Genomic DNA, 24,114 nt, shown 5'->3' with positions numbered 1-24,114 from the left:
CCGTCGGGTACGCACCGCCCTGCGCGGGGCGGTGCGTACCCGGGCGGCCGGGGCCGAGCCTACCCAAGGGCCTTAGGCCCTGTCGTCAAACTCCCGTCGTCGCCCGGAGGGCGGCCGGCAGTTTGACGACAGGGCCTAGTGCTGGACCGAGAGGTCGTCGCCGTACACGGCGCCCTGGCCGTACCAGCCGTGCAGGTAGACGGTGACCGTTCCGGAGGCGCCGGTCGTGAAGGGGACCGTCAGTTTCGTCCAGCCTGCCGCGCCGGTCCACGTACTGGCGTTCGCGCCGCCCCGCACGCCCAGGTAGGCGTAGCTGCCCTGCACCCAGCCGGCCAGCGTGTACGTCGTGTTCGGGGCGAGGGTCAGGGTCTGCGCGCATTCCCCGGTCCGGGAGGCGGTGGGGGCGCTCTTGAGCGCGTACGAGCCCCCGTGCGCCGGGGTGCCCACGACCGCGCCGCCGCTCTCGCACGTCCACGGGGCGAGGTTCCCGCTCTCGAAGCCGCCGTTGACCAGGGCGCCGCCGCCGCCGGGACCGGAGACCGTGAGGGTGAAGGGGGCCGAGTGCGTGAGCCCGCCCGCGGTGCCGGTGACCGTGATCGGGTAGGTGCCCGGTGCGGCGGAGGCGGACGCGGAGAGCGTGAGCCGGGCCGAACCGCCCGCCGTGACCGACGCCGGGTCGAGTGCGGCGCTCACTCCGGCGGGTGCGCCGGACGCGGTCAGCGCGACGGTGTGCGCGGTTCCGGAGACGACCGCGGTGTTCACGGTCGCGGAGGTGGAGCCGCCGGGGGTGACGGAGGCCGAGCCGGGCGCCACGGCCAGCGAGAAGTCGTCGGCGACCGGGCCCCCGCCGCCGGTGAACGGAGCGAAGGCGTGGCTGAAGTACCAGGGGTCCTGGGCGATGCCCGAGCAGGTGTCGGAGCCGCCGGTCCCGGGGCAGCCGCCGTTGTCGCGCTGGAGCGCCCAGAAGGACAGGGTGTTGATGCCCTGGCCGGTGGCCCAGTCGTAGACGGCGTTCGCGTCGGCGGTGGTGAAGGTCTCGGCCGGCCCGTAGTCGTCGATGCCGGGCATCTCGGTGACGCCGATCATGCCCCACAACTGGGCCGGGGTCTTGGCCGGGTACAGGGCGGCGAGCTGGTCGTGGAGCCCGGTGGCCGCGGTCCGGGTGTCGTTCGCCATGTCGTGGCCTGCGCCGTCGTAGTAGTCGAAGGTCATCAGGTTCACGACGTCGACCCGGGCGCCCGCCGCCTTGGCGCTCCGGAGGACCGCCAGGCCGGTGGCCGCGAGACCGTTCGTGGTGGTGGGCAGGGTGTACGAGACCTGGAGCGGGCGGCCGTTCGCGGCGGCCCAGTCCTGCACCTTCCTGATGGCCTGGTTGCGGCGGTCCACACCGGCCTTGTCGGTCAGCGAGTTGTCCTCGATGTCCATGTCGAGCCGGGAGACCTCGTAGGTGGTGATCACCTTCTCGTACGCGGCGGCGATCGCGTCCACGCTGGTGCAGCTGTCAGCGATCTCGGTGCCGCCGTTGTCGGCCGCGTACCCGCCGAAGGAGGGGATCACGTCTCCGCCGCGGGAGCGGATCGTGGCGAAGTCGTCGCCGAAGACGGCGGCCGAGACGGGCCGTCCCCTGTCGCCGTTCCAGTACGGGGTGCAGGAGCCCTTGGCCTCGGTCTGCACGAACGCCATCGTCAGGTACTTCGCGCCGGACTTCTGGGCGAGATCGGCGGGACTGTCGGAGGAGTACGCCTCGAAGTACGGGGCGAAGACGTGCGCGGGCAGCGGGGCCGCCGCGTGGGCGGCGCCGCCCGCCCCGAGGACGAGGCCGGCGGACGCGAGGACCGTGGCCAGCGCCGCGGACAGGGCATGCAGGGGCCTGGGACGTCTCATCGATGCTCCCGGTGGGGCGTGAGCGAACGGGCGGACGCCTCATGATTGGTCTGGACCAACTAACGGGTCAAGGGTCCAGACCTCTTCAATCACCGGGGACGGAAGGGGAGTTACAGGAGGCGCCGGGTGGTGCAGGGCAGTGATCCGTACCCGGGCCGCGCGGAGTCCGCCGGGGCGCCGTCGGCGGCGTCCGTGTCGATCGCGTACACCATGAGCGGGCTGCTGCCGGTGGGGCCGGTGGCGGTGGCGCGCAGCCGGTAGCGCTCGGTGCGGACGGCGTCGCGGGCGAGGGCGGCGCCGCCCCCGTAGAGGCCGGCCGGCATGACGTCGGTGGCCATGCGCAGGTCCACGGACCGCCAGGCGCCGGTGGCCGGATCGAGGTGTTCCAGGACGAAGGGGGTCGCGGGCCCGGGGAGGTCGCCGGGCTCGCCGGGCAGGGGCTCCATCTGGAAGGCGATCAGCAGGTGCCCGTAGTCCCGGGAGTTGCCGTTGTGGACGGTGACCGTGAACTCCCTGGCGGGGCCTCCGCGGACCAGGTTCAGTCCGCCGCCCGCGGTGGACGCGGTCAGCGACAGCCGGGTCGCGGCGACGGGGGCCGCGGCCGGCACCTTCGCGGGCGCGGCCGGGGACGCGGCTACGGGGGCGGAGGCGGGGGCGGGCGTGGCCGTCACCGTCGCGGAGGCGCTCGGGGTGGCCGACGCGGTCGCCGTCGGCGCCGCGGAACCCGAGGGCTGGACGCCCGCCGACCGGGAGGGTGCGGCGGCCGGGTGGTCCGCGTGCCCCGTGCAAGCCGTCAGCACGGCGGGCAGTGCCGCCAGTACCGCCGTGGCGATCAGCAGACGGGGTCTGACGTGCATGGTCGGTCCTCCTACGGCTCCCGTGAGGGCAGGACCGTAACAAGGGCGCCGCACCGGCGCAGAGGCACGGTCGATGACGCTTCGATCACGGTTCGGCACGCCCGGACCGGGGCGGACCCGCCCGGACCTGGCCGGACCCGCCCGGACCCCGGGGCGGGCGCGCCCGCCCCGGGGGCGGTCAGGCCCTGAACTCCTCCTGGCGTACCGGGGAGGCGTCGGCGAGGGCCTTCACCACGGCATCGGTCCCCGCCCGGAGCCCGTACACCGGGGTGCCGGGCTGCTGGCGCCAGGAGTCGTCGAGACCGCCCGCGTCGACCGTGTCGAAGCCGAGTTCGTCGACGAGCGCCCGTACGGTCCGCTTGGCCGCCTCGTCGTCGCCGGCGATCGGAAGGGCCATCCGGTCGGGAGCCCCGGCCGGGCGGTGCCGGTCCAGGATGTCCTGGGCGTACGTCCCGTTGAAGGCCTTCACCACCGGGTGTCCGAGGCGGCGCTCGCTCCACCGGCTCTCGGTCAGGCCCTCGTCCTCGATCTCGGCGATGCGGCCGTCGCGCTGCTTCGGGTAGTAGTTCCCCGTCTCGATGAGGACGAAGTCCTTCGCCGCCGCGTCGAAGAGGCCGGCGGGCAGGTTCGCCACGTTCTTCAGGGGGATCGTGACGACGACGACCTCGGCGCCCCGGGCCGCCTCCGTGACGGTGACGGGCGTGGCCCCCGTCTCCTTCGCGAGGTCGGTCAGGGTCTCGGGGCCGCGGGAGTTCGCCACGGACACCTCGTGCCCGAGGGCGGTGAGCCGGCGGGTGAGGTTGCCGCCGATGTTGCCTGCGCCGATGATGCCGATCTTCATGAGCCCTCCAGTGCGTGCAGGGTGGTCGGGTACTGCGAGGAGTCCGAACCGCCGGAGGCCGCCGGGCATTCCGCGTTCGGCGCCGTCGCACCCAGATTCCCCCGCACGAGTGGCCGGTTCCCGGCCATCGGACTTTCACAAGATCGCTTATGTGGGGTTTCATTCATTCGCCGCCCACCGGGGCGGCGAGCGGGCGCGCGGCCGACCACCGCCCCCGTCCCGCTCGTTCGCGCACCACGTGACCCGACACGAGGGACCAGCATGGGGTTCCGGCTTCAGGGGCAGCCGACCATCACAGACACCGGCCCCGCGGCGGACAGCGGCTGGCGCGGGGTGCCCACGACCGGATCCAAGCGGCCGGGCCCGACGCCCGTGCGCGGGTGCGCCGGACGGGTTCGCCCCGATAGGCACGTGTACGCCAGCGACGTCGCATTCAGGCCATTTCGCACGATCCGAGAACCGTCCGCGGCGGCCGCACTCCGCTCCAGCGCGAGCTGAGGACGTGGGAGGACGCCAACCACGCGGACGGGGTGCTGCGCGCGCAGAACGTGCCGCTCCGGTGGAAGGTCACCTCCACCGGCAACGGGGCCGGACGCACGGGTGGGGGCCACCGCCGGCGGCCCCCACCCGTGTACGGCGCGACCGTTACGCGCCGCTCGCCTTCAGCATGTCCTCGCGCTCGACGATCTTCACGCGCTCGCGGCCCTGGGGCTCGCCCAGCGCCTTCTCGGCGGCGTCGAGGCGGTACCAGCCCTCCCACGTCGTGAAGCGCACGCTCCGCTCGGCCAGGAAGGCCTCGACGGCCTCCGGCGCGGGCGCGGACGGCGTCCGCAGGCGACCGCCGGCGTGGTCCGCCAGGAGGTTCGCGACCGTCTCGTTCGCGTCGCCCTTGGTGTGGCCGATGAGGCCGATCGGCCCGCGGCGGATCCAGCCGGTGACGTACGTCGACTTCAGGTGCTCGCCGGCCTCCATCACGCGGCCGCCCTCGTCCGGGACCGTGCCGCTCTCGACGTCCCACGGCAGCTTGGGCAGTTCGTCGGAGAGGTAGCCCACGGCGCGGTACACGGACTGGACGTCCCAGTCGGTGAACTGTCCGGTGCCCTTGACGTTGCCCGTGCCGTCGAGCTCGGTGCGCTCGGTGCGCAGGCCGACGACCTTGCCGTCCTCGCCGAGGATCTCGACGGGGGACTCGAAGAAGTGCAGGAAGAGCTTGTGCGGGCGCTCACCGATGTCGCGGATCGCCCAGTTCTCCAGGGTCTTGGCGACCATGTCGGTCTGCTTGTTGCCCCGCCGCTCGGCGATCGAGCCCTCGTCGTAGTCGATGTCCTCGGGGTTGACGATGACCTCGATGTTGGGCGAGTGGTCGAGTTCGCGCAGCTCCATGGGGCTGAACTTGGCCTGGGCCGGGCCGCGGCGGCCGAAGACGTGCACCTCGAGCGCCTTGTTGGCCTGGAGGCCGGCGTGGACGTTCGCCGGGATCTCGGTCGGCAACAGCTCGTCGGCGGTCTTCGCGAGGATGCGCGCGACGTCGAGGGCGACGTTGCCGACACCGAGCACGGCGACCTTCTCGGCCTCCAGCGGCCAGGTGCGCGGGACGTCGGGGTGGCCGTCGTACCAGGAGACGAAGTCGGCGGCACCGTAGGAGCCGTCGAGGTCGACGCCCGGTATGTCGAGCGCGCGGTCCGCGGTGGCGCCGGTGGAGAAGATCACGGCGTCGTAGAACGAGTGGAGTTCGTCGAGGCTGATGTCGTTCGGGTAGTCCACGTTGCCGAAGAGCCGGACCTGCGGCTTGTCGAGCACCTGGTGGAGGGCCGTGATGATGCCCTTGATCCGCGGGTGGTCGGGGGCCACCCCGTACCGGATCAGGCCGAAGGGTGCGGGCATCCGCTCGAAGAGGTCGATGGAGACACCCGGCTCGGCGGCCGCCTCGGACTTCAGCAGCGCATCGGCGGCGTAGATTCCGGCGGGGCCGGCACCGACGATTGCTACCCGCAGGGGGCGAGGCATGACAGGTTCCCTTCGACCGACAAAAAAGACTGGATCAAGGGAACCTTAAGCTAAGGGGACCCTAACCCTGCACCCACCCCCTGTTTATAGCCCCATAAACAAGGCTTATGACCTTCCCAAGACATCCTTGGGGTTCCCGGTCACACTGAGCTCAGTGACAGTTCCCGGCCTCACGGCGATCCGGCCGGCGGAGCAGGGGAGCCAGGAGGTGCGTCCATGGATCCGGTCGCGGCGCTGGAGCGCATCGCGTTCCTGCTGGAGCGCGGGCAGGCGCCCACCTACCGCGTGCAGGCCTTCCGGAGGGCCGCGGCCGCACTCGTGGAGCTGGGAGAGTCCGGGGTGCGGGAGCGCGTCGAGGCCGGGACCCTCGAGGCCGTCAAGGGCATCGGGCCGAAAACCGCCCAGGTGGTGCGGGAGGCGGTCGGCGGGGCGATCCCCGCGTACTTGCAGACGCTGGAGGACGAGGTCGCCGCGCACCCCGAGGGTCCGCCGGCGAGCCCCGCCGCCCGCGCCCTGCGCGCGGCCCTGCGGGGGGACTGCCACCTGCACTCCGAGTGGTCCGACGGGGGCAGCCCGATCGAGACCATGGGCTTGGCGGCGGCCGGACTGGGCCACGAGTGGGCCGTGCTCACGGACCACTCCCCGAGCCTGACCGTCGCCCGCGGGCTCTCGCCGGAGCGGCTGCGCGAGCAGCTGGAGGTGGTGGCCGAGCTGAACCGGACGTGGGCGCCCTTCCGGCTGCTCACCGGGATCGAGTGCGACATCCTGGCCGACGGCTCGCTGGACCAGGAGCCGGAGCTGCTGGACCGGCTCGACCTCGTCGTGGGCTCCGTCCATTCGAAGCTGCGGATGGAGTCGCCCGCGATGACGCGGCGCCTGCTGGCGGCCGTGCGCAACCCCCTGATGGACGTACTGGGCCACTGCACGGGCCGGCTGGTGACCGGCCGGACCCGCCCCGAGTCACAGTTCGACGCCGAGGCTGTCTTCGCCGCCTGCGCCGAGTCCGGAACCGCGGTGGAGATCAACAGCCGGCCCGAACGGCTGGACCCGCCGCGCCGGCTGCTGCGGCTGGCGGTGGAGTCCGGGACGCTGTTCGCGATCGACACGGACGCCCACGCGCCGGGCCAGCTGGACTGGCAGCCGACCGGCTGCGAACGGGCCGTGGAGTGCGGGGTGACGGCCGAACGGGTCGTGAACACGTGGCCGCGGGAGCAGCTGCTGGAGTGGACCCGGACCCGCCGCCCGCCCGCCACGGCCGCCGCCTGAGGCCGGCGGGGCCGCCCGGGGGCCGGCGGGGCCCATCGGCTCACCGGAGCCCGCCCAGGGCGGCTCCGCGCACCAGCAGCAGTACGACATCACCTCCGGCGACCGCCATGGTGAGCAGGAACGGGATCCGGCTCCGGCCGGTCCGCCACCCCGCACCCGCGAGCACCACCGCGGCCGTGACCGCGAGCAGCACCCACCCGTACGGGGGCACCCGCCCGGGCGGTCCGGCGACCAGGGCCACGGCCGAGCCGAGGACCAGCAGCCCCCCGACGACCGCCGAGCAGCGGGCCCCGATCCGGTGCGGCAGCCCCACCACCCCCGTGGCCAGGTCGTCCTCGATGTCGGGCAGGACGTTGGCGAAGTGCGCACCCGTACCCAGCAGGGCCGCCGCGGCCGTCAGCCACCACGGCGGCCAGGGGGCCCCGGGCAGCCCCAGGGTGACGAAGGCGGGCAGCAGCCCGAAGGCGAGGGCGTACGGGAGCCACGAGGCCGCGGTGCCCTTCAGCCGCAGGTTGTACGCCCACGCGGCCCCCACCCCCCACAGGTGAGCACAGCCGGCGAGCGCTCCGGTGGCCAGGGACAGCGGGATGCAGAGCAGCAGAGCCGTGAGGGCCGCGGCCGTCACGGCGGCGGGCCGGACCGCTCCCGAGGCCAGGGGCTTGTCACGGCGGCCGGTCGCCAGGTCGCGGCGGAGGTCGACGCGGTCGTTGCTCCAGCCGACCGACAGCTGCCCGGCGGCGACGGCTGCCACGGTGAGCGCCGCCCCGGGGAGGCCGTGCCCGACGGCGGCGGCCAGGGCCGCGGTGAACAGGGTCACGGCGGCGGCGGGCACCGGGTGGCAGGCCCCGAGCAGGGCGGACACGGCGGACAGGGCGGGCAGGGCGGGCGCGGGGGGACCGGCGGCGGGCGCGGGGGGACCGGCGTCGGATGGGGCGTCGGGCGCGGTTCCGTCGGCGGCTCGGGCGGGGGACACATGATCACGCTATGCCGCGCCGCGCCCGGTAGGCCGCATTCCTCACGAAGTGTCAGTTGTTCCCTATGTTGAATCAATGACGCGTGTTCTGGCAGTGAGCAGTGTGTTCCCGCCCCACCGCTATCGCCAGTCCGAGATCGCGGCGGCGCTCGCCCGCTTCCTGCCCCCGGGGCCCGACACCGCCCTGCTCCACCGGCTGCACGCCGCCGTGGGAGTCGAGACCCGTCACCTCGCGCTCCCGCTGGAACGCTACGGTCCGTCGAACGACTTCGGGACGGCGAACGCCCACTTCGTGGCGACCGCCGAAGAGCTCGGCGCCCGCGCCGTCGACACCGCCCTGACCGCCGCCCGCTTGGAGGCGGGCGAGATCGACCTGGTCATGTCGACCACGGTGACCGGACTCGCGACGCCCTCGCTGGAAGCCCGTATCGCCACCCGTGCCGGTCTGCGCCCCGACGTCAAACGGCTGCCGCTCTTCGGCCTCGGGTGCGCGGCGGGCGCCGCCGGACTCGGCCACCTCCACGACCATCTGGCGGGCCATCCGGACCACGCGGCCCTGTTGCTGTCCACCGAGCTCTGCTCCCTCACCCTCCAGCCCTCGGACACCTCGACGGCGAACCTGGTCGCCGGGGCCCTGTTCGGCGACGGAGCCGGGGCCCTGCTCGCCGTCGGCCGCGGCCATCCGCTGCACGGCACCCGGCTGGGTCCGTCGGTGGTGGCCGCGCGCAGCCGCCTCTACCCCGGCACCGAGGGGCTCCTCGGCTGGGACATCGGCCACTGGGGGTTCCGGATGGTGCTGGGCCGTGAACTGCCCGCCCTGGTCCGGCTGCACGTGGCCGAGGAGGTCGAGAGTTTCCTCGCCCGGCACGACCTCAAGCCGCCGGACGTCGACCGGTGGATCGTCCACCCCGGCGGGCCGAAGGTCCTCGACGCGCTGGCGGACGCGCTGGCCCTGCCCGACTCCGCCTTCGCGACGAGCCGTCGCTCGCTCGCGGAGGCCGGCAACCTCTCCTCGGCGTCCGTCCTGCACATCCTGAACACGATGCAGGCCGCCGGGCCGCCCGCCCCCGGATCCGTCGGGCTGATGATCGCCTTCGGACCGGGCTTCGCCTCCGAACTCGTCCTCCTGCGCTGGTGACCCCATGTCGATGAACCCGATGGACCGGATGAACCCCACGGACCTGTACCTGCTGCTCATCGGCCTCGTCGTGGCCGAGCGGCTCGCCGAACTCGCGATCGCCCGCCGCAACACCCGGTGGAGCCTGTCCCGCGGCGCCGTCGAGTACGGCCGCGGCCACTACCCGGCGATGGTCGCCCTGCACACCGCGCTGCTCCTGGGCTGCATCGTGGAACCCCTCGTCGCCGACCGCCCGTTCCTGCCCCTCCCGGGCCGGATCGCACTCGCCCTCGTACTGGCCGCCCAGACCCTGCGCTGGTGGTGCATCGCCACTCTCGGCGCGCGCTGGAACACCCGCGTCCTGGTCGTCCCGGGGCTGCCGCTCGTGGCGGCGGGGCCGTACCGCCTGCTGCGCCACCCGAACTACGTCGCGGTCGCGGTGGAAGGCGCGGCGCTGCCCATGGTGCACACCGCCTGGGTGACCGCGGCCGGCTTCACCGTGCTCAACCTCCTGCTGCTGGCCGTACGCATCCGTTGCGAGGAGGACGCCCTGGCCCATGCCGCGCCGGTCTACCGCAGCCCCGTACCGGCGGAGGGCGGGGCCCGGTGATCGACCTGCTCGTCGCGGGCGGCGGCCCGGCCGGGCTGGCCACGGCCATCCACGGGGCGCTGGCCGGAATGGAGGTCGTCGTGCTGGAGCCGCGCCCCACCCCGATCGACAAGGCGTGCGGCGAGGGCCTGATGCCGGGCGCGGTCCGCCGTCTCGGGGACCTGGGCGTGTCCGTGCCGGGCCGGCCGTTCCACGGGATCCGCTACCTGGACGGAGTGAGCGGCCTGCACGCGGAGGGGCGGTTCCGGGCCGGCCCCGGTCTCGGCACCCGCCGGACCGTCCTCCAGGCCGCACTGGCCGAACGGGCCGAACGGCTGGGCGTACGGGTGCTCGCGCGGCGCGTCGGCGAGGTCCGCCAGGACGAGGACCGCGTCGGCGCGGCCGGCCTGACGGCCCGCCACCTCGTGGCGGCGGACGGCCTCCACTCCCCCGTCCGGCGCGGCCTGGGCCTGGCGGCGCCGCCCGCTCCGGGCCGCACGCCCCGTTACGGGCTGCGCCGGCACTACGCGGTGGAGCCCTGGAGCGACCTGGTCGAGGTCCACTGGTCGGCGCGGTGCGAGGCCTACGTGACCCCGCTGGGGCCCGACCGGGTGGGCGTGGCGGTCCTCACCACCGAGCGCGCCCCCTTCGACGTACAGCTGGCCCGGTTCCCGCTGCTGTGCTCCCGGCTGGCCGGAAACGCCGGTTCGCCGGTGCGCGGCGCCGGACCGCTGCGCCAGCGGGCCCGGGTACGGGTCGCGGGGCGGGTGCTGTTCGTCGGGGACGCGGCGGGGTACGTGGACGCGCTGACCGGCGAGGGGCTGACCCTGGCCGTGACCGCCGCGGGTGAACTCGTGCGCTGCGTACGGGAGGGCCGGCCGCAGGCGTACGAGCGGGCCTGGCGGGAGCTGTCGCGCAGCTACCGCACCCTGACCGCGTCCCTGCTCTGGGCCCGCCAACAGCCCCGGCTCGCGGGACGGATCGTCCCGTTGGCGGCGCGGCTGCCCCGGGTCTTCACACACGGGGTCAACCTGCTGGCCTAAGCGCTGCGCAGCGAGGTGCCGTAGCCGGCGTCGCGCGCCCGCCGGGGAGTACGGGACAGCCCTTGGGCCCCTCAGGATCACGCGGGGCGTGCCACGGCGGCGGGACCGGCACACCGGTCCCGCCCCCGTCGCGCGGTCAGCCGTCGGCGCCCGCCCGGGCCTGCGGCGACCGGTTCACGAGGGCCAGGCCGGCCAGCACCGCGGCGGCCGCGGCGGACAGCACCGCCGTCGCACCCGCCCAGGCCAGGGAGGCACTCACCGCCCCCTCCAGCGGGTCGAACCCCGCGGCTCCGGCGATCACGTGCAGGGTCACCACGGCGACGGCCGCCGCCGCACCGGCCCGCCACGCCCCGGCCGTGTCGCGCACCGCGAGGAGCGCACCGAGTCCCAGGCACAGCACGGTGGCCAGCAGCGGGAGGAAGGCGGCCGGGGTCCGGGACGGCAGGTGCGCCACGTCAGCCGGCAGGTGCAGGACGCCGCAGCCCAGGAGGGCCGCGGCCACCGGCCAGCGCAGGACGTGCCGCAGCGCTCCGGCGCGGGCGGCGGGGGCCGGGTTGCCCTTCACGGTGCGGTGGCACGGGCGCCGGTACCGGTCCGAGGACCCGTCCGGCTCGTCGTGGCCTCGTCGTAGGGCTCGTCGTGCGGCGGTTCCCCGCGCGCGGCCCGGGCGGGTGCGGCTGGCTCGGCGGGACGCGTGGACCCGGTCGGCCCTGCGGACCGGGCGGTCCCGGCGGGCGGGGCGCTGTGCCCGGGTGCCACGGGCGGGGCGGTCCGCCCCGGGGCTGCCGGCCCGCCGTCCTCCTCGGTTCCGAGGATGCCGGCCAGCAGGGCCACGTCCCGGACCGGGCGTCCGACGGCGGCCGCCCTGAGCGCCCGGTGGCGGCGGTTGGGCCTCCGGCCTTCGCCCTCGAGGAGGTTCACCAGTTCGGCGACCTCCTCGACCGGTGGGCAGGTGCCGGGGAGCCCGCGGGGATCGTCGTCCTGCGTCGCCGCGAGCGTGGTGGGGTCATTCATGGAAAGCTCCGTTCGCCGACGGCGGGTCTGCACATCGCGCGCCGGTCAAGGTGCGTCATGGGAAGCGCACGCTCGGTCACATTCAGCGGCACCCCGCTCCGCTACGCCATACGGGGCGGGCAAACGGGGGAGCCGCCCTCCTCGCCCGGCCTCTGCGGGCCACGGTTCGAGATGCGCCCGCGCGGCGCTGCTGGTTCGCTGGATCCGCTCTCCTTACCCCCACACCCGAGGAGTGATCATGAGCGCAGGCGAATCCCACGGCCGGGTCCGGCAATTGCGCGAGAAGGCGCAGGAGCTGAACAACGCCGCCGAACGCTCCACCGATCCGGAAGAGCGCCGGAGGCTCCAGGACAAGGCCCGTCGGCTCCAGGAGCAGAGCGAACAGGAAGGCAAGATCGACGACCGGGGCATGGATCCCATGTAGCCGCGCGCCGGTCCACCCATCGGCCGGTCGCCACGGGGCACCGGCCGATGCCGTACGTCACATGACGTCGGACGACGTCGGACGACGTCGCGTCAGCAGTTTCGCGGACAGGTCTGGGGACGGTGCATGAAGGCTACGGAGGTCCTGGCCGATGCGTACGGGCGCATCCGCGAGGTCGTGCACGAGACGGTCGAGGGGCTCTCGGCCGAGGAGTTGAACGCGCGCCCGGACCCGGGGGCGAACTCGATCGCGTGGCTGGTGTGGCACCTGACCCGGGTGCAGGACGACCACATCGCGGACGCCTCGGGGCAGGAGCAGGTCTGGACGGCCCAGGGGTGGTTCAACCGGTTCGGCCTGCCGCTGCCCGTGGCGGCCACCGGGTACGGGCACACGGCCCAGCAGGTCGGGAAGGTCGAGGTCGCGTCGGACGAGCTGCTGCTCGGCTACTTCGACGCCGTCCACGAGCAGAGCACCGGCTTCATCCGGGGACTCACCGCCGCCGATCTGGGGCGGGTGGTCGACGCGGCCTGGGACCCGCCGGTCACCCTGGGGGTGCGGCTGGTCAGCGTGCTCTCCGACGACCTCCAGCACGCCGGTCAGGCCGCGTACGTACGCGGGGCACTGCGGCGCCGGTAGCGGCCCGCGGGGTGTGAACAGAGCGACGGAAGGCGGCCCGACCATGTCCCGTGCCCGTCCCGCACGACGGCCGGCCGCCGTGTGGTGCGCCCTGGCTCTGCTCCTGCCCGCCGTCGCGGCCGGCCCGGCGTCCGCAGCGGCGGACGCGCCCGCCGCGGAACGGCCCGTGGTGGAAACCGACCGGGGGCCGGTCCGCGGCACGGCGCACGGCACGTACCGCACCTTCGAGGGCATCCCGTACGCCGCGCCGCCGACCGGTCCGCTGCGCTGGCGGCTTCCGCAGCCCGCCGCGCGCTGGACGGCCGTCCGCGACGCCGGGGCTCCGGGTGCGCGCTGCGTGCAGCTCCCGGCGATCGGGCCCGGCGGACCCGGCGGTTCCGAGGACTGCCTGTACCTCAACGTCACCGCGCCGGCCGGCAGCGGCACGGGGCGGCCCGTCATGGTCTGGTTCCACGGCGGCGGCTTCGTCAACGGCGCCGGTGACCTGTACCGGCCGGAGCGGCTGGCCGTCCGGGGCGACGCCGTCGTCGTCACCGTCAACTACCGGCTGGGGATCTTCGGCCTGTTCGGGCACCCAGCCCTCGGCGGAGCCCCCGACTTCGCCGTCGCCGACCAGCAGGCGGCCCTGCGCTGGGTGCGGTCCAACGCCGCTCGCTTCGGCGGCGACCCGTCCGCCGTGACCCTGTTCGGCGAGTCGGCGGGCGGCCTGAGCGTCTGCGCGCACCTGACCTCACCGGCCTCGGGCGGCCTGTTCCGGCGGGCGATCCTGCAGAGCGGTTCGTGCTCGACCACCATGCCGCCCCGCTCGCTGCTGCCCACGATGGCCCGGTACGAGCCCTTCGTGTCCGAGCGGCGCACCGTCGCGGACGGGGCCGCGACGGCGGCCGGGCTCGGCTGCGACCGGCCGGAGCCGGGCGCCGTGCTGGACTGCCTGCGCGGGAAGGACGCGGCGACGCTGGCGACCCCGGAGCTGATGCAGCGGTTCTCGCTCGTCTCCTACGGAAACGGGATGCTGCCCGAGGAACCCCGGCGGGCCCTGCAGGGCGGCCGCTTCCACCGGGTGCCGGTGATCGAGGGCGTCAACCGGGACGAGATGCGGATCTTCCTCGGGCAGGGCCTGGCCGCGTTCCCCGTGCCCGACGGGGCCGCGTACCGGGCCCGGGTGGAGCGGTCGTTCGGCGCGGCGGCCGTCCCGGCCGTCACGTCCCGGTACCCGGTGGCGGCGTACCCGACGCCGGCGCTGGCCTGGGCCGCCGTACTGTCCGACGCCTCGTTCATCTGCCCGGCGCTGCGGGACGGCCGTGCGCTGGCCCGGTACGTGCCGGTCCACGCATACCGGTTCAGCGACCGGGACGCGCCGAACTTCACCGGCCTGCCGCAGGTGGCGGGCTTTCCGTACGGGGCCTCGCACGGCTTCGAACTGCCTTACCTGTTCACCATGGACGCGGCCCTGACCGCGCCGCAGCGGGCCCTGTCGGAACGGATGACCGGCCACTGGACGGCGTTCGCCCGAACCGGCGGGCTCCCCGCCGGATGGCCGGCGTTCGGCTCCGCCGGTTCCGTGCTCTCCTTCGCGCCCGGGGCGGACGGGACGCACGTGGTGGACGGCCCGACGGAGCACCACTGCGCGTTCTGGGACGCGCAGGCCACCCCCTAGGTGTCGTCACCAGGACGCGGTCGCGACCACGCCGCCCTCCGGGGTCCGGACCGACACCGTGCCGCGGTCGCCGTACACCTGCTGCCGCCAGGAGACGAACATCTGCGCCACCCGGCGGGCGTCCTCCCCGAGGCCCTTGCCGACGGACCGGGTCGTGAACGTCAGGAGCGCCTCGCCGGCGTCCCGCCCCTTGCGGACCCGGGCCTCCTGGACGGGCTGCTCGGGCAGGAGGCTGTCCGAGCGGTCCCGGTGGCGGGCGTAATAGGCGTTGAAGTCCCGGGTCATGTCGAACCACCCGGCTCCCCCGCAGGGACCCGCCCCATTGGTGATGTCCCCGTCGGTCGGCGGATTCGGAGCCCCGGTCTCCTGATCGGTCGGCGGACCGGCGTAACCGCCCGTCTCCTGATCGGTCGGCGGACCGGCGTAACCGCCCGTCTCCTGATCCGTCGGCGGACCGGCATAACCGCCCGTCTCCTGATCCGTCGGCGGACCGGCGTAGCCGCCGCCCTGTTCCTCCGTCGGCGGGTCCGGCAGGCCCGTACCGCCGCCCGTCGTCCGGTCGAGCCCGCAGGTCTCCTGCACCGGCGCGGGCGGCGCGGCGGCCTCCCCCGCATGGCGCGTGCCGCACGCCGCGAGCACGGCGCACAGGAGCCCCGCCACCGCCACTCGTCCCGCCACGGCCACCGCTGTCCTCGTCATGGTCGTCCCCCCTCGCCCATGGAGAGGGGATCACGGGGCCCGCGGTTCCACACCGGGGAGGGTGGCGGCTACGGTGCCGCCATGACCAGCTCGGCAGGGCACCCCCTCCCTCCTCTCCCCCTCCTGTACCTCGACGTCGACGGACCGCTCATCCCGTTCGGGGCCTCGTCCGAAGAACTGCCGGACGGCTATCCGACGTACGGGGCGCGGCCGGACGCGAACCCGCTGCTCGCCAGGCTGGATCCCGCCCTCGGGCCCCGCCTGCTGGCGCTGCCGTGCGAACTGGTGTGGGCCACGACATGGATGGCCGACGCGAACGCGTGGGTGGCCCCGCGGATCGGACTGCCCGAGCTGCCGGTGATGGCCTGGCCGGAGCCGACCGAGGACGACGGACCGGAGCTGATGCACTGGAAGACCCGCACCCTCGTCGACCACGCCGCGGGCCGGCCGTTCGTCTGGGTCGACGACGAGATCACCGCCGCCGACCGGAACTGGGTGGCCACGCACCACCCGGGACGGGCGCTGCTCCACCGCGTGGACCCCCGCTTCGGCCTCGGGCCCGCGGACTTCGCGACGGTGGCCGCCTGGCTGAGCGGGCCCCGACCGCCGCACGTCCGTCCCCCGGAGGCCCGGGCGTGAAGCCGATGCGCACCCTGCCCGCGCAGTTCACGTGGTACCGCACGGGCACCCGCGTCTTCCGCTGGGCGGCCCGGGCCGATGGGCGCTGGTGGGTGCTCCGGCTCAACGACTTCCCCGAGCATCCGCTCCACACGCTGTTCGTCGACGCCCAGGTCGTCCACGACCTCGACGACGCCCCGGCCGCCTGGCGGCTGTGGCCCGGCGACGGCGCCGCACTCCCCGCCCTCTCCGCGCCGGAACGCGCAGGGGTGCTCGGACTCATGACCGGCCTCGGTCCCTACGGCGCCGAGGCCGGCACCCCGTGCCCGGGCGACTGGTGCACCTGTGACCTGCTCACCGACGCCTACGCGGCCCGACTCGGCGATGAGGGCCTGTTCGGCTTCCACTCCCGGGCGAGGAGCCCGAGCAGCACCTCGTCGAGGAACTCGCCCATCACCCAGGCCGAGGAGCGCAGCACGCCCTCGCGGACGAAGCCGTTGCGCTCGGCGGAGCGCAGCATGGCCTCGTTGTCCGACAGCGTCTCGATCTGCAGCCGTTGCAGGCCGCGCACGACGAAACCGTAGTGGGTCAGCACCGCGACCACGTCCGTGCCGTAGCCCTTGCCGCGGGCGGACGGCAGCAGCCCCAGCCCGATGTGCGCGGACCGGTTGTGGTTGTCGATGCCCCACAGGTTCGCGGTGCCGACCAGCGTGTCGCCCTCCAGTTCCACCACGGAGAACGTGACGTGCTTCTGCTCCGTCTCGTCCACCACGACCCGCGGATCCTTCGAGTCGGGAGCGATCGGCCGCCACGGCCCGCCTTCGGCCCGCGAGGCGTTGACGACGTCGTTGAAGAGCTCGGTCCGCAGGATCGGGACGTCTTCCTCGTGCCGGGCCCTGAGCCCGACCTTGTTGCCTTTGAGCATGCAGGTTTCCTATCCGGCCCGGGGGAACCGCCGCAAGCGGATATGAGGGATCAGGACCAGGACGCGGCCACCAGGGAGCGTTCGGCTGCCGCCAGGTGGACGGACGCGGCCAGCCAGGCCCAGGCGTAGGCCTCGGGCGAGGGGTCGGTCAGGCGGCCGAAGGAGTCGCGCGGGCGGCGGTCCGCCTCGGCGGCGAGGGCCGTGGCCAGCTCCGCCGCGGTGGTGAAACCGGCCCGGCGCAGCGGTGCGTACGAGGTGAGCGGCTCGGTGGTGCGCGCCGCTTCGGCGACGGCGCGCCGGCCGCCCGCGACCCCCGTTTCGAGCAGTCGGCGCACCCGCCACAGCGGCGAGTCGGCCAGCGGGTCCGGTGCTTCGACGGCGACGGCCGGCCCGGCGGCCGGGGCGGCCCCGGTCCGCGGGGGGAAGTGGCTTCCCTGGAGCACGTCGTAGCCGAGGTCGGCGCGGCCCAGCCATTCCTCGGGCAGGCGCAGGGTGTACTCCGCGCCGGGGGCGGGTCCGACGGCGAGGGGGCGCAGGGTGGCGGCGCGGTCGAGATCGGGGCGGCCCAGGACGCGGAGCACGAGGCCCGGATGGGCGGCGATGCGGCGCAGGTTGGCCGTGTGGGGCAGTTCGGGATGGGGGTGGGCGGCGCGCAGCCGCAGCAGGGGCGCGTCCGCCCGTGTCTCGCGGACGAGGAGGTCCTCGCCGGCCGGGCCGACGACCGTGACCTCGCAGCCGATCAGGGCGGCGTCGGCGCCGTCCGGTTCGCCGTCCCGGTCGGCGAGCTGGCCGGCGACGGCCTCGGCCGCCGGGCGGGCGAAGAGCGCGGCGGCGGGTTCCGCGGTCCACGGGACGCCGCGCAGCGGGGTCGCCTGGACCCCGCGTCCGGCGCCGAGGCGGCCGTCGGCGGAGACGGTGGCCCCGGCGATGCGGAGCCCCCCGCGCGCGAGGCCCGCGTGGTCGAGGGCGGCCCCGCCGAGGGCGACGGAGGCGGAGCCGGCGCCGCGGGCGCGGGCCGGCCCGCCGGGGCGGACGTCGGAGACGGTGTGGCGGGCGCCGTCCGCGGCGATCAGGTGGGTGACCACTCCCCCGTATCCGGTGGCCGAGAGGACGGGCTCTCGGCACAGCCCGTACACGCGCAGGCTGCCACCGGTCCGGTAGGCGCGGCGTACGGTGCCGGTGAGCGTGGGGCCGCCCGTGCCGGCTGCGCCGGAGGCCAGCAGTCCGGCGGTGTGCAGGAGTTCGCGGAAGGCTCCGGTGAGGTCGGCGAGCCGGTGGGCGCCGCTGCGCTCCCGGGCGGCGCGCAGGCCCCGTACGACGCGCAGCGCGGCGGCCTCGGCCCGGGGCAGCCCGGCGAGGCGGGCGGTGTGGGCGGCCCGCAGCAGTTCGGCCTGGACCACCGCGCCGCCGGCCGTGACGCCGGCGGCGAGTGCCTCGGCGGCGGCCTGCCAGAGCGTGGCGGCCGCTTCGAGCTGCGCGGCGGTGAGGGCCACCGGGACGGCGCCGGTCACCACCGCGGACACGCCGGCGGAGGCGGCGCGGGGCCCGGCGGCGAGCACGGCGTCCGACGCGGTAGCGGACCCGGCCGCGGGAGCAGAGCCGGACGCGGCACCCGGCCCTGCTCCGGACCCGGCGGCGGGCCCGGCCCCAGAGGCGGCCGCGGACCCGGCGCTCGACCCGGGGTCGGCGGCGGGGGCGGCGCCGGGCACGGCTGCGGACCCGGCGCCCGACCCGGCTGCGGGAGCAACGCAGGACCGGGCACCCGACGCGGGGTCGGCGGCGGGGGCGGCGCCGGGCACGGCGGCCGGCACTGCGCCGCTCGCCGCCGCCGGGTCCGGCTGCGGCTCCGGCTCCGGCGCGCGCAGTTGCTCCGGATCGGCGAGCGGCGCCGCGCCGAGCACCGCGGCCCGGTGCAGGCAGCGCGGCGCCAACAGGCAGCTGCAGGAGGCCTGTTCGGCCGTGGTGATCGCGTCGGTCGGGCCCGGCCTGAGGGTGACGAGCGCGTCCTCGCCGAAGCGGACGCTCACGCTCCCGTCCTCGGCCCGGACGGCGCCCGCGGCACAGCCCTCGATGGCGGCGTCGAGTTTCTTGCGCAGCCGGGCGGTCAGGTTCTCGACGGCCTCGGCGAGGACCTCGGGGGCGACGGGCGGGAAGAGGTCGGTACTCAACGGGATTCTCCACGGAGGCGGTCGCCCACCCAGCGGGCGAGGGCGAGCGGACTGAGGGCGGCCACCGGCATGCCGGCCGCGACGAGCTGCCGGGCGACCGGGACCGAGTACCGGGGCGCCCCGGCGTCGTCGAGGGCGGCGCAGCCCATCAGGTGGGCACCGGACGCGGCCAGCGCGCGGACTTCCCCGAGGAGTCCGCCGATCGGTGCGCCCTCCTCGAAGTCGCTGACCACGACGACGAGGGTGCGGCTGGGCACGGTGATCAGTGAGCGTGCGTGGGCGAGACCCGCCGCGATGTGCGTCCCGCCGCCGACGCGGACCTCCAGGAGCAGCGAGAGCGGGTCCTCGACCCGGTCGGTGAGATCCACGACCTGGGTGGAGAAGGCCAGGAAGTGGGTGGACAGGGTCGGTACCCCGCCGAGGACCGCGGCGGTGAGCGCCGACCAGATGACCGAGGCCTCCATGGAGCCGGAGACGTCGACGACCAGGATCAGCCGCCAGTCGGCCTCGCGGCTCGCCCGGGTGGCGAACACGGGCCGTTCCGGGACGACGACCACCCGGCCGTCGTCGAGGCGGCGGGTGTGCGCGAGGTTGGCCCGCAGGGTGCGGGCCAGGTCGAGCCTGCCGCCGGGGCGGTGGGTGGGGCGCGGCGTGGCGAGTCCGGAGAGCGCCGGGCGCAGCCGGGTGGCGAGTTCCTTGGCGAGCTCGTCGACCAGCCTCCTGACCAGGGGGCGCAGCCGGGCGAGCTGGGCCTCCGGCATTCCGCCGGCGAGCGACAGCACCGAGCTGAGCAGTTCGACGGACGGGCGGACCGCTGCCGGGTCGAGCTGGCTCAGCACGTCGGATCGGCCCGCGTCGGCCGCGTCGGCGAGCACCTCCTCGCGTACGTCGGCTCCGAAGAGCGCTTCGAGCTCCTGCGACCATTCCCGGGCCGAGGGGAACGAGGGCTCCTGACCGCCGCCGTTGCCCCAGCCTCCTTCGAGATCGGCGGAGCCCTCGCCGCGGCCGGAGCCGTACAGCTCGTCGAGGGCGTGGGCGTAGCGGCGGGCGCCGGCGGGGAGCCGGTCGCGCTCGCGGCCGAGCAGCAGGCGCCAGCGGTCGGCGGGGGTCAGCCGCCGGTCCGCGGGCGGGCCGTCGGGGGCGGGCGGCGGTACGTCCGGGCCGGGTTCGGGTTCGGGTTCGGCTTCGGGTTCGGGTTCGGGTTCGGCTTCGGGTTCGGCTTCGGGTTCGGCTTCGGGTTCGGGAGCCGGGTCCTGCGGCCGGACCGGCCGCGGCAGGGCCGCCAGCGCTGCGGCTCCGGCGGCCTCCGCGGCGGCCCACAGGGCGAGCAGCGCGGGCGGTGCGTCGAGGGACAGGTCGAGCCGGTCGCCGAGCCGCTCGGTGACGGTGTCCAGCAGCCGGGCGCGGGCGGCCGGGGCGAGGGCGTCGAAGCCGCCGCGCAGGGCCGGCAGCCGGTCCAGGAACTCCTGGTCGGCGAGGCCGTCGATCCGGTCGAGGACCGGGGTGAGGGCCGCTGCGGAGGACTGGAGCAGCGGTGCAGCGGCGGCCAGGACGCCGCCGAGGCGGCGGGCGAGGGAGCGCCGTCCGTCGGGGGTGCCGGCGGCGTCGATCCAGCCGGCGGCGCGGTCGCCGAGGCCGTCGGCCGGATCCAGATCGAGGAGGACCCGTACGGCCAGTGCGGCGCCCTGCATCAACGGCGATGCGGTGGCGGCCAGTTCCGTCAGGGCGGAGTCCAGTCGCAGGCCCAGGTGCAGGGTGGCGGCACGGTCGGCGAGTGCCACGAGGGCGCGCGCGTCGGCGTGGTCCTCGCTGCCGGCGAGGCCGGGCAGGGAACGCACGGCGGCTTCGAGCAGCAGGCTCGTGAGCGCGCCGGCAGCGGCGCGGGAGCCCTCGGGGGTTCCGGGGAAGTGCCTGCGGGACAGGGCCTCCAGGAGGTCGATCGAGTCGAGGAGTTCGGGCAGGGTCGCGGTCTGCGGGAGGGTTTCGGCGGCCTCTTCGAGCCGTACGCCGACCAACTCGGGCAGATCGCAGCGCGCGGCGGCGGCCAGGCCGGTGAGGATCTGGGCCGGGGTCGGACCCCCGTCGGCGGTGGCGCGCCGGGCGGTTTCGCGCAGCGTCCCGGCGGCGGCCTGGGCGGCGGTGACGCCGCGCACGCCGGCCAGGTCGAGGCGGGCCGGTACGGAGGGCGTCCAGGTCAGCCGCCACTTGGTGCCGAGGGCGGTGCCGTCGCCGGTGGCGGCCACGTCGAGGGGCTCCCCGTACGAGGCCCCGCAGACGGCCAGCCGCTGGAGCAGGACCTCACGCCGGCGGTCGAGCGGGGAGCGGAGCGGGTCGAGGCGGACCTCGCGCGGGGCGGGGTCCTCGGGACCCGGCAGCCGCAGTTCCGCCAGCTCGGCCTCGACGGAGGGGCCGAGCCCGGAGCGGGGGGCGTGCGGGGTGATCCGGCCGCGGCCGGCCCCGACGAGCACGGCTTCCAGCGCCCGGGCCAAGGCGCGGCCGCGGCCGAGGAGTTCGCCCTGGCCGAGCACGGTGGTGACCGCCTCCAGGAGTTCGCCCCGGCCGGGGGCGGGGAGCCCGCGCAGGACCGCGAGGTCACAGGCGAGCCGCAGCGTCTCCGCGGCCTCGCCGGTCCCGGCGGTGTGCCCGGCGCGGCGCAGCTCCCGGCAGATGCCGGTGACGGCGACGGAGGCGGCGTCGCGCAGTCGCATCGGATCGCCGCCGGCCTCCAGCACGGCCTGCTGCCAGAGCGGATCGCGAATGCCGGCGGGGTAGCCGGAGCGGGAGTCGAGCAGATCGAAGGAGTACGGCACGAAGGAGGTCACGACCCCGTCGCCGCCCTCCTCCGCTGTGGTACGCGAGTCCCGCCGGGCGACGGCACCGTTCACCGGCCCGCGGGCGGTCGCGTACCCGGAGTCCGTGTCCCCGGAGCGGGGCGTCGAGTCCCTGCCGAGAACTCCGCCCGCCACCGGACCGGAGGCTTCGTCAGCGGGCCGCGTCGCCGGAACCCCGTCAGCGGAGACACTCCCGCACCCGTCAACCGTCGCCGCCGCCCCGGCCACGGGCTCCCGGCCCACGACCCGCGGCGCACCGGCGGTCCGGGCCGGCGCCGGTACGCCCGCGGGAGCGACGGGCCCGGGGCCCGCGGCGCCACGGGTCGACTGCGCCGGAACCCCGTCAGCGGAGACACCCCCGGGCTCAGGAGCCGGGGCCGCCGGGTTCTGGTCGGAGGCGTCGCCGGCCGGGGGCGTTGCGGGGCGGAGGAGGGCCGGGGCGTGGAAGGCGCCGATGAGGGCGGCGACCCTGCGGCCCCCCGAGGCGGCGGCCTCGATGACGCCGCGCATATGGGCCTCGCGGGCGAGGTCCGTCGCGGGGACGGGCCCGTCCTGGCGCAGGGCCCAGCCCACGCCGAGGGCGGCCCGCCGGACGGCTTCCGGCGTGCAGCCGGGGGCCAGGACCTCCACGGCCCGGTCCCACAGGTCATCGCCGTCCCGCCCGGTGCCGGACGCGGCCAGCGCCCCGGCGAACGACCGCCGGGGGGCCCGCGGTGACGCCCCGGCCGGACCGGGGCCCGCATCCGCCGTGCCCGCGGGCGGCGGCGCCGGTGCGTCATGGTCCCCGGGAGCATCAGCCGCGCCGGGGATCGTGACCGGTGCCGCGGACGGAATGCCGCCCGGCCCGACGCCTGCCCCCGTATCCGCACCCGGACCCGCACCCGGACCCGGACCCGCACCCGCGGAGCGGCCCGCGGCGGCCGCCGGCTCCGCCGCCGGGTCGGGCCGCCCGGTCCAGGCGGGGTCGGCCAGGGGGAGGTCACAGCAGCGGACCTCCACGCCGTGCGTACGCGCCCAGCGGATCGCGGCCAGCTCCGGGGAGAAGTCCGCGAACGGGTAGAACGCCAGACCGCCGTCCCGGCCGGTGCCCGCCAGGGCGACGGGCGCCACGGTCTCGGGGTCGGCCAGGTGCTCCAGCCACGGCTGGAAGTCGGCGGGCAGCTCGACGCACACCACGTCCGCCTCCGCGGCGTCCAGCAGCGCCGGGACCACCGCCGCCAGGGCGGGGCTGTGGTGACGTACACCCAGCAGGTACGGCGCGCGGGACGCGGCGAGCGCGTCCACGGCCTCCCGCGGATCGGTCGCCGGCGTCGTCATCGCAGGCTCCCGCGGAGGTCCCACAGGCGGCGCCACATCGCCGAGCCGTCTTCGGCGCGGCGGCGGACCGGGCCGTCCCAGTAGCCCAGCAGGCGGCCGTGGTCGGCGGGGTCGTCCTTGCGGACCACGCCCAGCAGGTGCCCCGGCAGCAGGTCCAGGACGTCGCCGCCGGGCAGGTACGCCGCGGCGACGCCCAGCGAGGCGGCCACCTGGACCGCCTCGGCGGTGGACATGACCGTGCCGGGGCGTTCCACGTCCCAGCCCTCGGCCGAGCGGCCCGAACGCAGGTCCCGGAAGACCGTGACCAGTGCGTCCAGCACGGCGTCGTCGACTCCGAAGGCCGCGCCCGCCCGCTGCACCGCGGCCACCGCCTGCCGGCGGATCAGGGTGGCTTCGGCGTCCGCGTCCGCGATCGGTGCGACCGTCTCGAAGTTGAAGCGCCGCTTGAGGGCGGCGGACATCTCGGAGACCCCGCGGTCGCGCAGGTTGGCGGTGGCGATGACCGTGAAGCCGGGGGCCGCGGAGACCACCGCGTCCTCGGTGGCGGTCAGTTCGGGCACGCTGACCCGCCGGTCGGACAGGATCGACACCAGCGCGTCCTGTACCTCGGGCAGGCAGCGGGTGATCTCCTCGACCCGCACGACCCGCCCGGTCCGCATCGCCGAGAGCACCGGGGAGTCGACGAGCGCCTGGGAGGTGGGGCCCTGGGCGAGCAGCAGTGCGTAGTTCCAGCCGTAGCGGAAGGCGTCCTCGGTGGTGCCCGCGGTGCCCTGCACGGTGAGGGCGCTGGTGCCGCAGACGGCCGCGGCCAGCAGTTCGGACAGCATCGACTTGGCGGTGCCGGGCTCGCCGGTGAGCAGCAGGCCGCGCTCGCCGGCGAGGGTGACCACGCAGCGTTCGACCAGGGCGCGTTCGCCGACGAACTTCGGGGCGATGACCAGCTTGGCCGGGAGTCCGGCGCGCCGGCGTCCCGGCAGGGCCAGTTCGGCTCCGTCGCTGCCGCACACGAAGGTGACGACGGCGCGCGGGGTGAGCGCCCAGCCGGGCGGCCGGGGGCCGCTGTCCTGGGCGGCGAGGAAGGCGAGTTCGGCGGCGTACCGCTCCTCGGCGGGCAGGGCCTGCCGCGGGGCGGCCGGGACGGTCGTTTCGGTCAGGGTCATGGCGTTCGTTTCCTTCGGGAACGTGCGGGGTTGCGAAGTCGGAGGAGCGCGGTGGGACGTCCGTGGGACGTCCACGCCGGGCCGGGCC

20 protein-coding genes are annotated in these 24,114 nt (G+C 75.6%); 8 read left to right on the top strand and 12 right to left on the bottom strand.

What is annotated here, in order from left to right; genetic code table 11:
- Positions 1 to 135: 135 nt before the first annotated feature.
- The 4 genes from ACIPK4_RS29280 to ACIPK4_RS29265 all read right to left on the bottom strand — a co-directional run bounded on the left by ACIPK4_RS29280 (position 136) and on the right by ACIPK4_RS29265 (position 5,589).
- Entirely contained in the window at positions 136 to 1,884 is a 1,749-nt protein-coding gene (locus tag ACIPK4_RS29280) for a glycosyl hydrolase family 18 protein (RefSeq protein WP_402317925.1), read from the bottom strand.
- A gap of 110 nt (positions 1,885 to 1,994) precedes the next feature.
- Positions 1,995 to 2,741, bottom strand: coding sequence for a hypothetical protein (locus tag ACIPK4_RS29275; RefSeq protein WP_402317922.1), 747 nt, complete (start codon positions 2,739 to 2,741; stop codon positions 1,995 to 1,997).
- Positions 2,742 to 2,919: 178 nt separating this feature from the next.
- A complete protein-coding gene (locus ACIPK4_RS29270; RefSeq protein ID WP_402317919.1) occupies positions 2,920 to 3,582 on the bottom strand; it encodes an NADPH-dependent F420 reductase in 663 nt (220 codons plus the stop codon).
- Positions 3,583 to 4,227: 645 nt separating this feature from the next.
- Positions 4,228 to 5,589: an FAD-dependent oxidoreductase gene (locus ACIPK4_RS29265; protein WP_402317917.1), complete on the bottom strand. Its 1,362-nt coding sequence runs from the start codon at positions 5,587 to 5,589 to the stop codon at positions 4,228 to 4,230.
- A gap of 216 nt (positions 5,590 to 5,805) precedes the next feature.
- Here ACIPK4_RS29265 and ACIPK4_RS29260 point away from each other — a divergent pair, with 216 nt between their 5' ends.
- Positions 5,806 to 6,855, top strand: a complete 1,050-nt coding sequence (locus tag ACIPK4_RS29260; RefSeq protein WP_402317914.1) for a PHP domain-containing protein — start codon at positions 5,806 to 5,808, stop codon at positions 6,853 to 6,855.
- Positions 6,856 to 6,895: 40 nt separating this feature from the next.
- On the opposite strand, the gene ACIPK4_RS29255 is transcribed toward ACIPK4_RS29260, so the two are convergent.
- Positions 6,896 to 7,828 (bottom strand): UbiA family prenyltransferase, encoded by a 933-nt coding sequence (locus ACIPK4_RS29255; protein ID WP_402317911.1) that lies wholly within the window; start codon positions 7,826 to 7,828, stop codon positions 6,896 to 6,898.
- Positions 7,829 to 7,904: 76 nt separating this feature from the next.
- On the opposite strand from ACIPK4_RS29255, the gene ACIPK4_RS29250 reads away from it, so the two are divergent.
- Genes ACIPK4_RS29250 through ACIPK4_RS29240 form a run of 3 tightly spaced genes read left to right on the top strand, consistent with a single transcriptional unit; the run spans position 7,905 to position 10,577 of the window.
- The gene (locus tag ACIPK4_RS29250) at positions 7,905 to 8,966 is read left to right on the top strand and encodes a type III polyketide synthase (RefSeq protein ID WP_402317908.1); all 1,062 of its coding nucleotides are present in this window, start codon (positions 7,905 to 7,907) and stop codon (positions 8,964 to 8,966) included.
- A gap of 10 nt (positions 8,967 to 8,976) precedes the next feature.
- Positions 8,977 to 9,555, top strand: a complete 579-nt coding sequence (locus ACIPK4_RS29245; protein WP_402318062.1) for an isoprenylcysteine carboxyl methyltransferase family protein — start codon at positions 8,977 to 8,979, stop codon at positions 9,553 to 9,555.
- Complete coding sequence (locus tag ACIPK4_RS29240) at positions 9,552 to 10,577, top strand: NAD(P)/FAD-dependent oxidoreductase (RefSeq protein ID WP_402317907.1); 1,026 nt, start codon at positions 9,552 to 9,554, stop codon at positions 10,575 to 10,577. Before ACIPK4_RS29245 ends, ACIPK4_RS29240 begins: the two co-directional genes overlap by 4 nt.
- 136 nt (positions 10,578 to 10,713) lie before the next feature.
- Here the strand turns inward: ACIPK4_RS29240 and ACIPK4_RS29235 are convergent, their stop codons facing one another.
- A complete protein-coding gene (locus ACIPK4_RS29235) occupies positions 10,714 to 11,142 on the bottom strand; it encodes a hypothetical protein (RefSeq protein WP_402317904.1) in 429 nt (142 codons plus the stop codon).
- Positions 11,139 to 11,591: a hypothetical protein gene (locus ACIPK4_RS29230; protein ID WP_402317901.1), complete on the bottom strand. Its 453-nt coding sequence runs from the start codon at positions 11,589 to 11,591 to the stop codon at positions 11,139 to 11,141. The genes ACIPK4_RS29235 and ACIPK4_RS29230 overlap by 4 nt, the downstream gene beginning before the upstream one ends.
- A gap of 235 nt (positions 11,592 to 11,826) precedes the next feature.
- On the opposite strand from ACIPK4_RS29230, the gene ACIPK4_RS29225 reads away from it, so the two are divergent.
- The 3 genes from ACIPK4_RS29225 (at position 11,827) to ACIPK4_RS29215 (ending at position 14,308) form a co-directional block, all read left to right on the top strand.
- Positions 11,827 to 12,015: a DUF6381 family protein gene (locus ACIPK4_RS29225; RefSeq protein WP_402318059.1), complete on the top strand. Its 189-nt coding sequence runs from the start codon at positions 11,827 to 11,829 to the stop codon at positions 12,013 to 12,015.
- Positions 12,016 to 12,141: 126 nt separating this feature from the next.
- Positions 12,142 to 12,651 carry a DinB family protein gene (locus tag ACIPK4_RS29220; protein ID WP_402317898.1) on the top strand — a complete coding sequence of 170 codons (510 nt, stop codon included), beginning with the start codon at positions 12,142 to 12,144 and terminating at the stop codon, positions 12,649 to 12,651.
- Positions 12,652 to 12,694: 43 nt separating this feature from the next.
- Positions 12,695 to 14,308: a carboxylesterase/lipase family protein gene (locus ACIPK4_RS29215; protein WP_402317895.1), complete on the top strand. Its 1,614-nt coding sequence runs from the start codon at positions 12,695 to 12,697 to the stop codon at positions 14,306 to 14,308.
- Positions 14,309 to 14,314: 6 nt separating this feature from the next.
- Here ACIPK4_RS29215 and ACIPK4_RS29210 read toward each other — a convergent pair whose 3' ends face one another.
- Complete coding sequence (locus ACIPK4_RS29210) at positions 14,315 to 15,007, bottom strand: hypothetical protein (protein ID WP_402317893.1); 693 nt, start codon at positions 15,005 to 15,007, stop codon at positions 14,315 to 14,317.
- 81 nt (positions 15,008 to 15,088) lie between these two features.
- On the opposite strand from ACIPK4_RS29210, the gene ACIPK4_RS29205 reads away from it, so the two are divergent.
- On the top strand, positions 15,089 to 15,646 hold the full coding sequence (locus ACIPK4_RS29205) for a hypothetical protein (protein WP_402317890.1): 558 nt from the start codon (positions 15,089 to 15,091) through the stop codon (positions 15,644 to 15,646).
- Between the two features lie 343 nt (positions 15,647 to 15,989).
- Here the strand turns inward: ACIPK4_RS29205 and ACIPK4_RS29200 are convergent, their stop codons facing one another.
- The 4 genes from ACIPK4_RS29200 to ACIPK4_RS29185 are packed head-to-tail and all read right to left on the bottom strand — an operon-like array spanning position 15,990 to position 24,026.
- Positions 15,990 to 16,550 (bottom strand): GNAT family N-acetyltransferase, encoded by a 561-nt coding sequence (locus tag ACIPK4_RS29200; RefSeq protein ID WP_402317889.1) that lies wholly within the window; start codon positions 16,548 to 16,550, stop codon positions 15,990 to 15,992.
- Positions 16,551 to 16,600: 50 nt separating this feature from the next.
- The gene (locus ACIPK4_RS29195; protein WP_402317886.1) at positions 16,601 to 18,718 is read right to left on the bottom strand and encodes a hypothetical protein; all 2,118 of its coding nucleotides are present in this window, start codon (positions 18,716 to 18,718) and stop codon (positions 16,601 to 16,603) included.
- Positions 18,715 to 22,866, bottom strand: a complete 4,152-nt coding sequence (locus tag ACIPK4_RS29190; RefSeq protein WP_402317883.1) for a DUF5682 family protein — start codon at positions 22,864 to 22,866, stop codon at positions 18,715 to 18,717. The genes ACIPK4_RS29195 and ACIPK4_RS29190 overlap by 4 nt, the downstream gene beginning before the upstream one ends.
- A complete protein-coding gene (locus tag ACIPK4_RS29185; RefSeq protein WP_402317880.1) occupies positions 22,863 to 24,026 on the bottom strand; it encodes an AAA family ATPase in 1,164 nt (387 codons plus the stop codon). The genes ACIPK4_RS29190 and ACIPK4_RS29185 overlap by 4 nt, the downstream gene beginning before the upstream one ends.
- Positions 24,027 to 24,114 lie beyond the last annotated feature (88 nt).

The organism is Streptomyces sp. NPDC086989 (genome assembly GCF_044745505.1).
Classification (GTDB): Bacteria; Actinomycetota; Actinomycetes; order Streptomycetales; family Streptomycetaceae; genus Streptomyces.
Note: the sequence above shows the minus strand (reverse complement) of the source record. Positions and strands in the feature narration are given on the sequence as shown.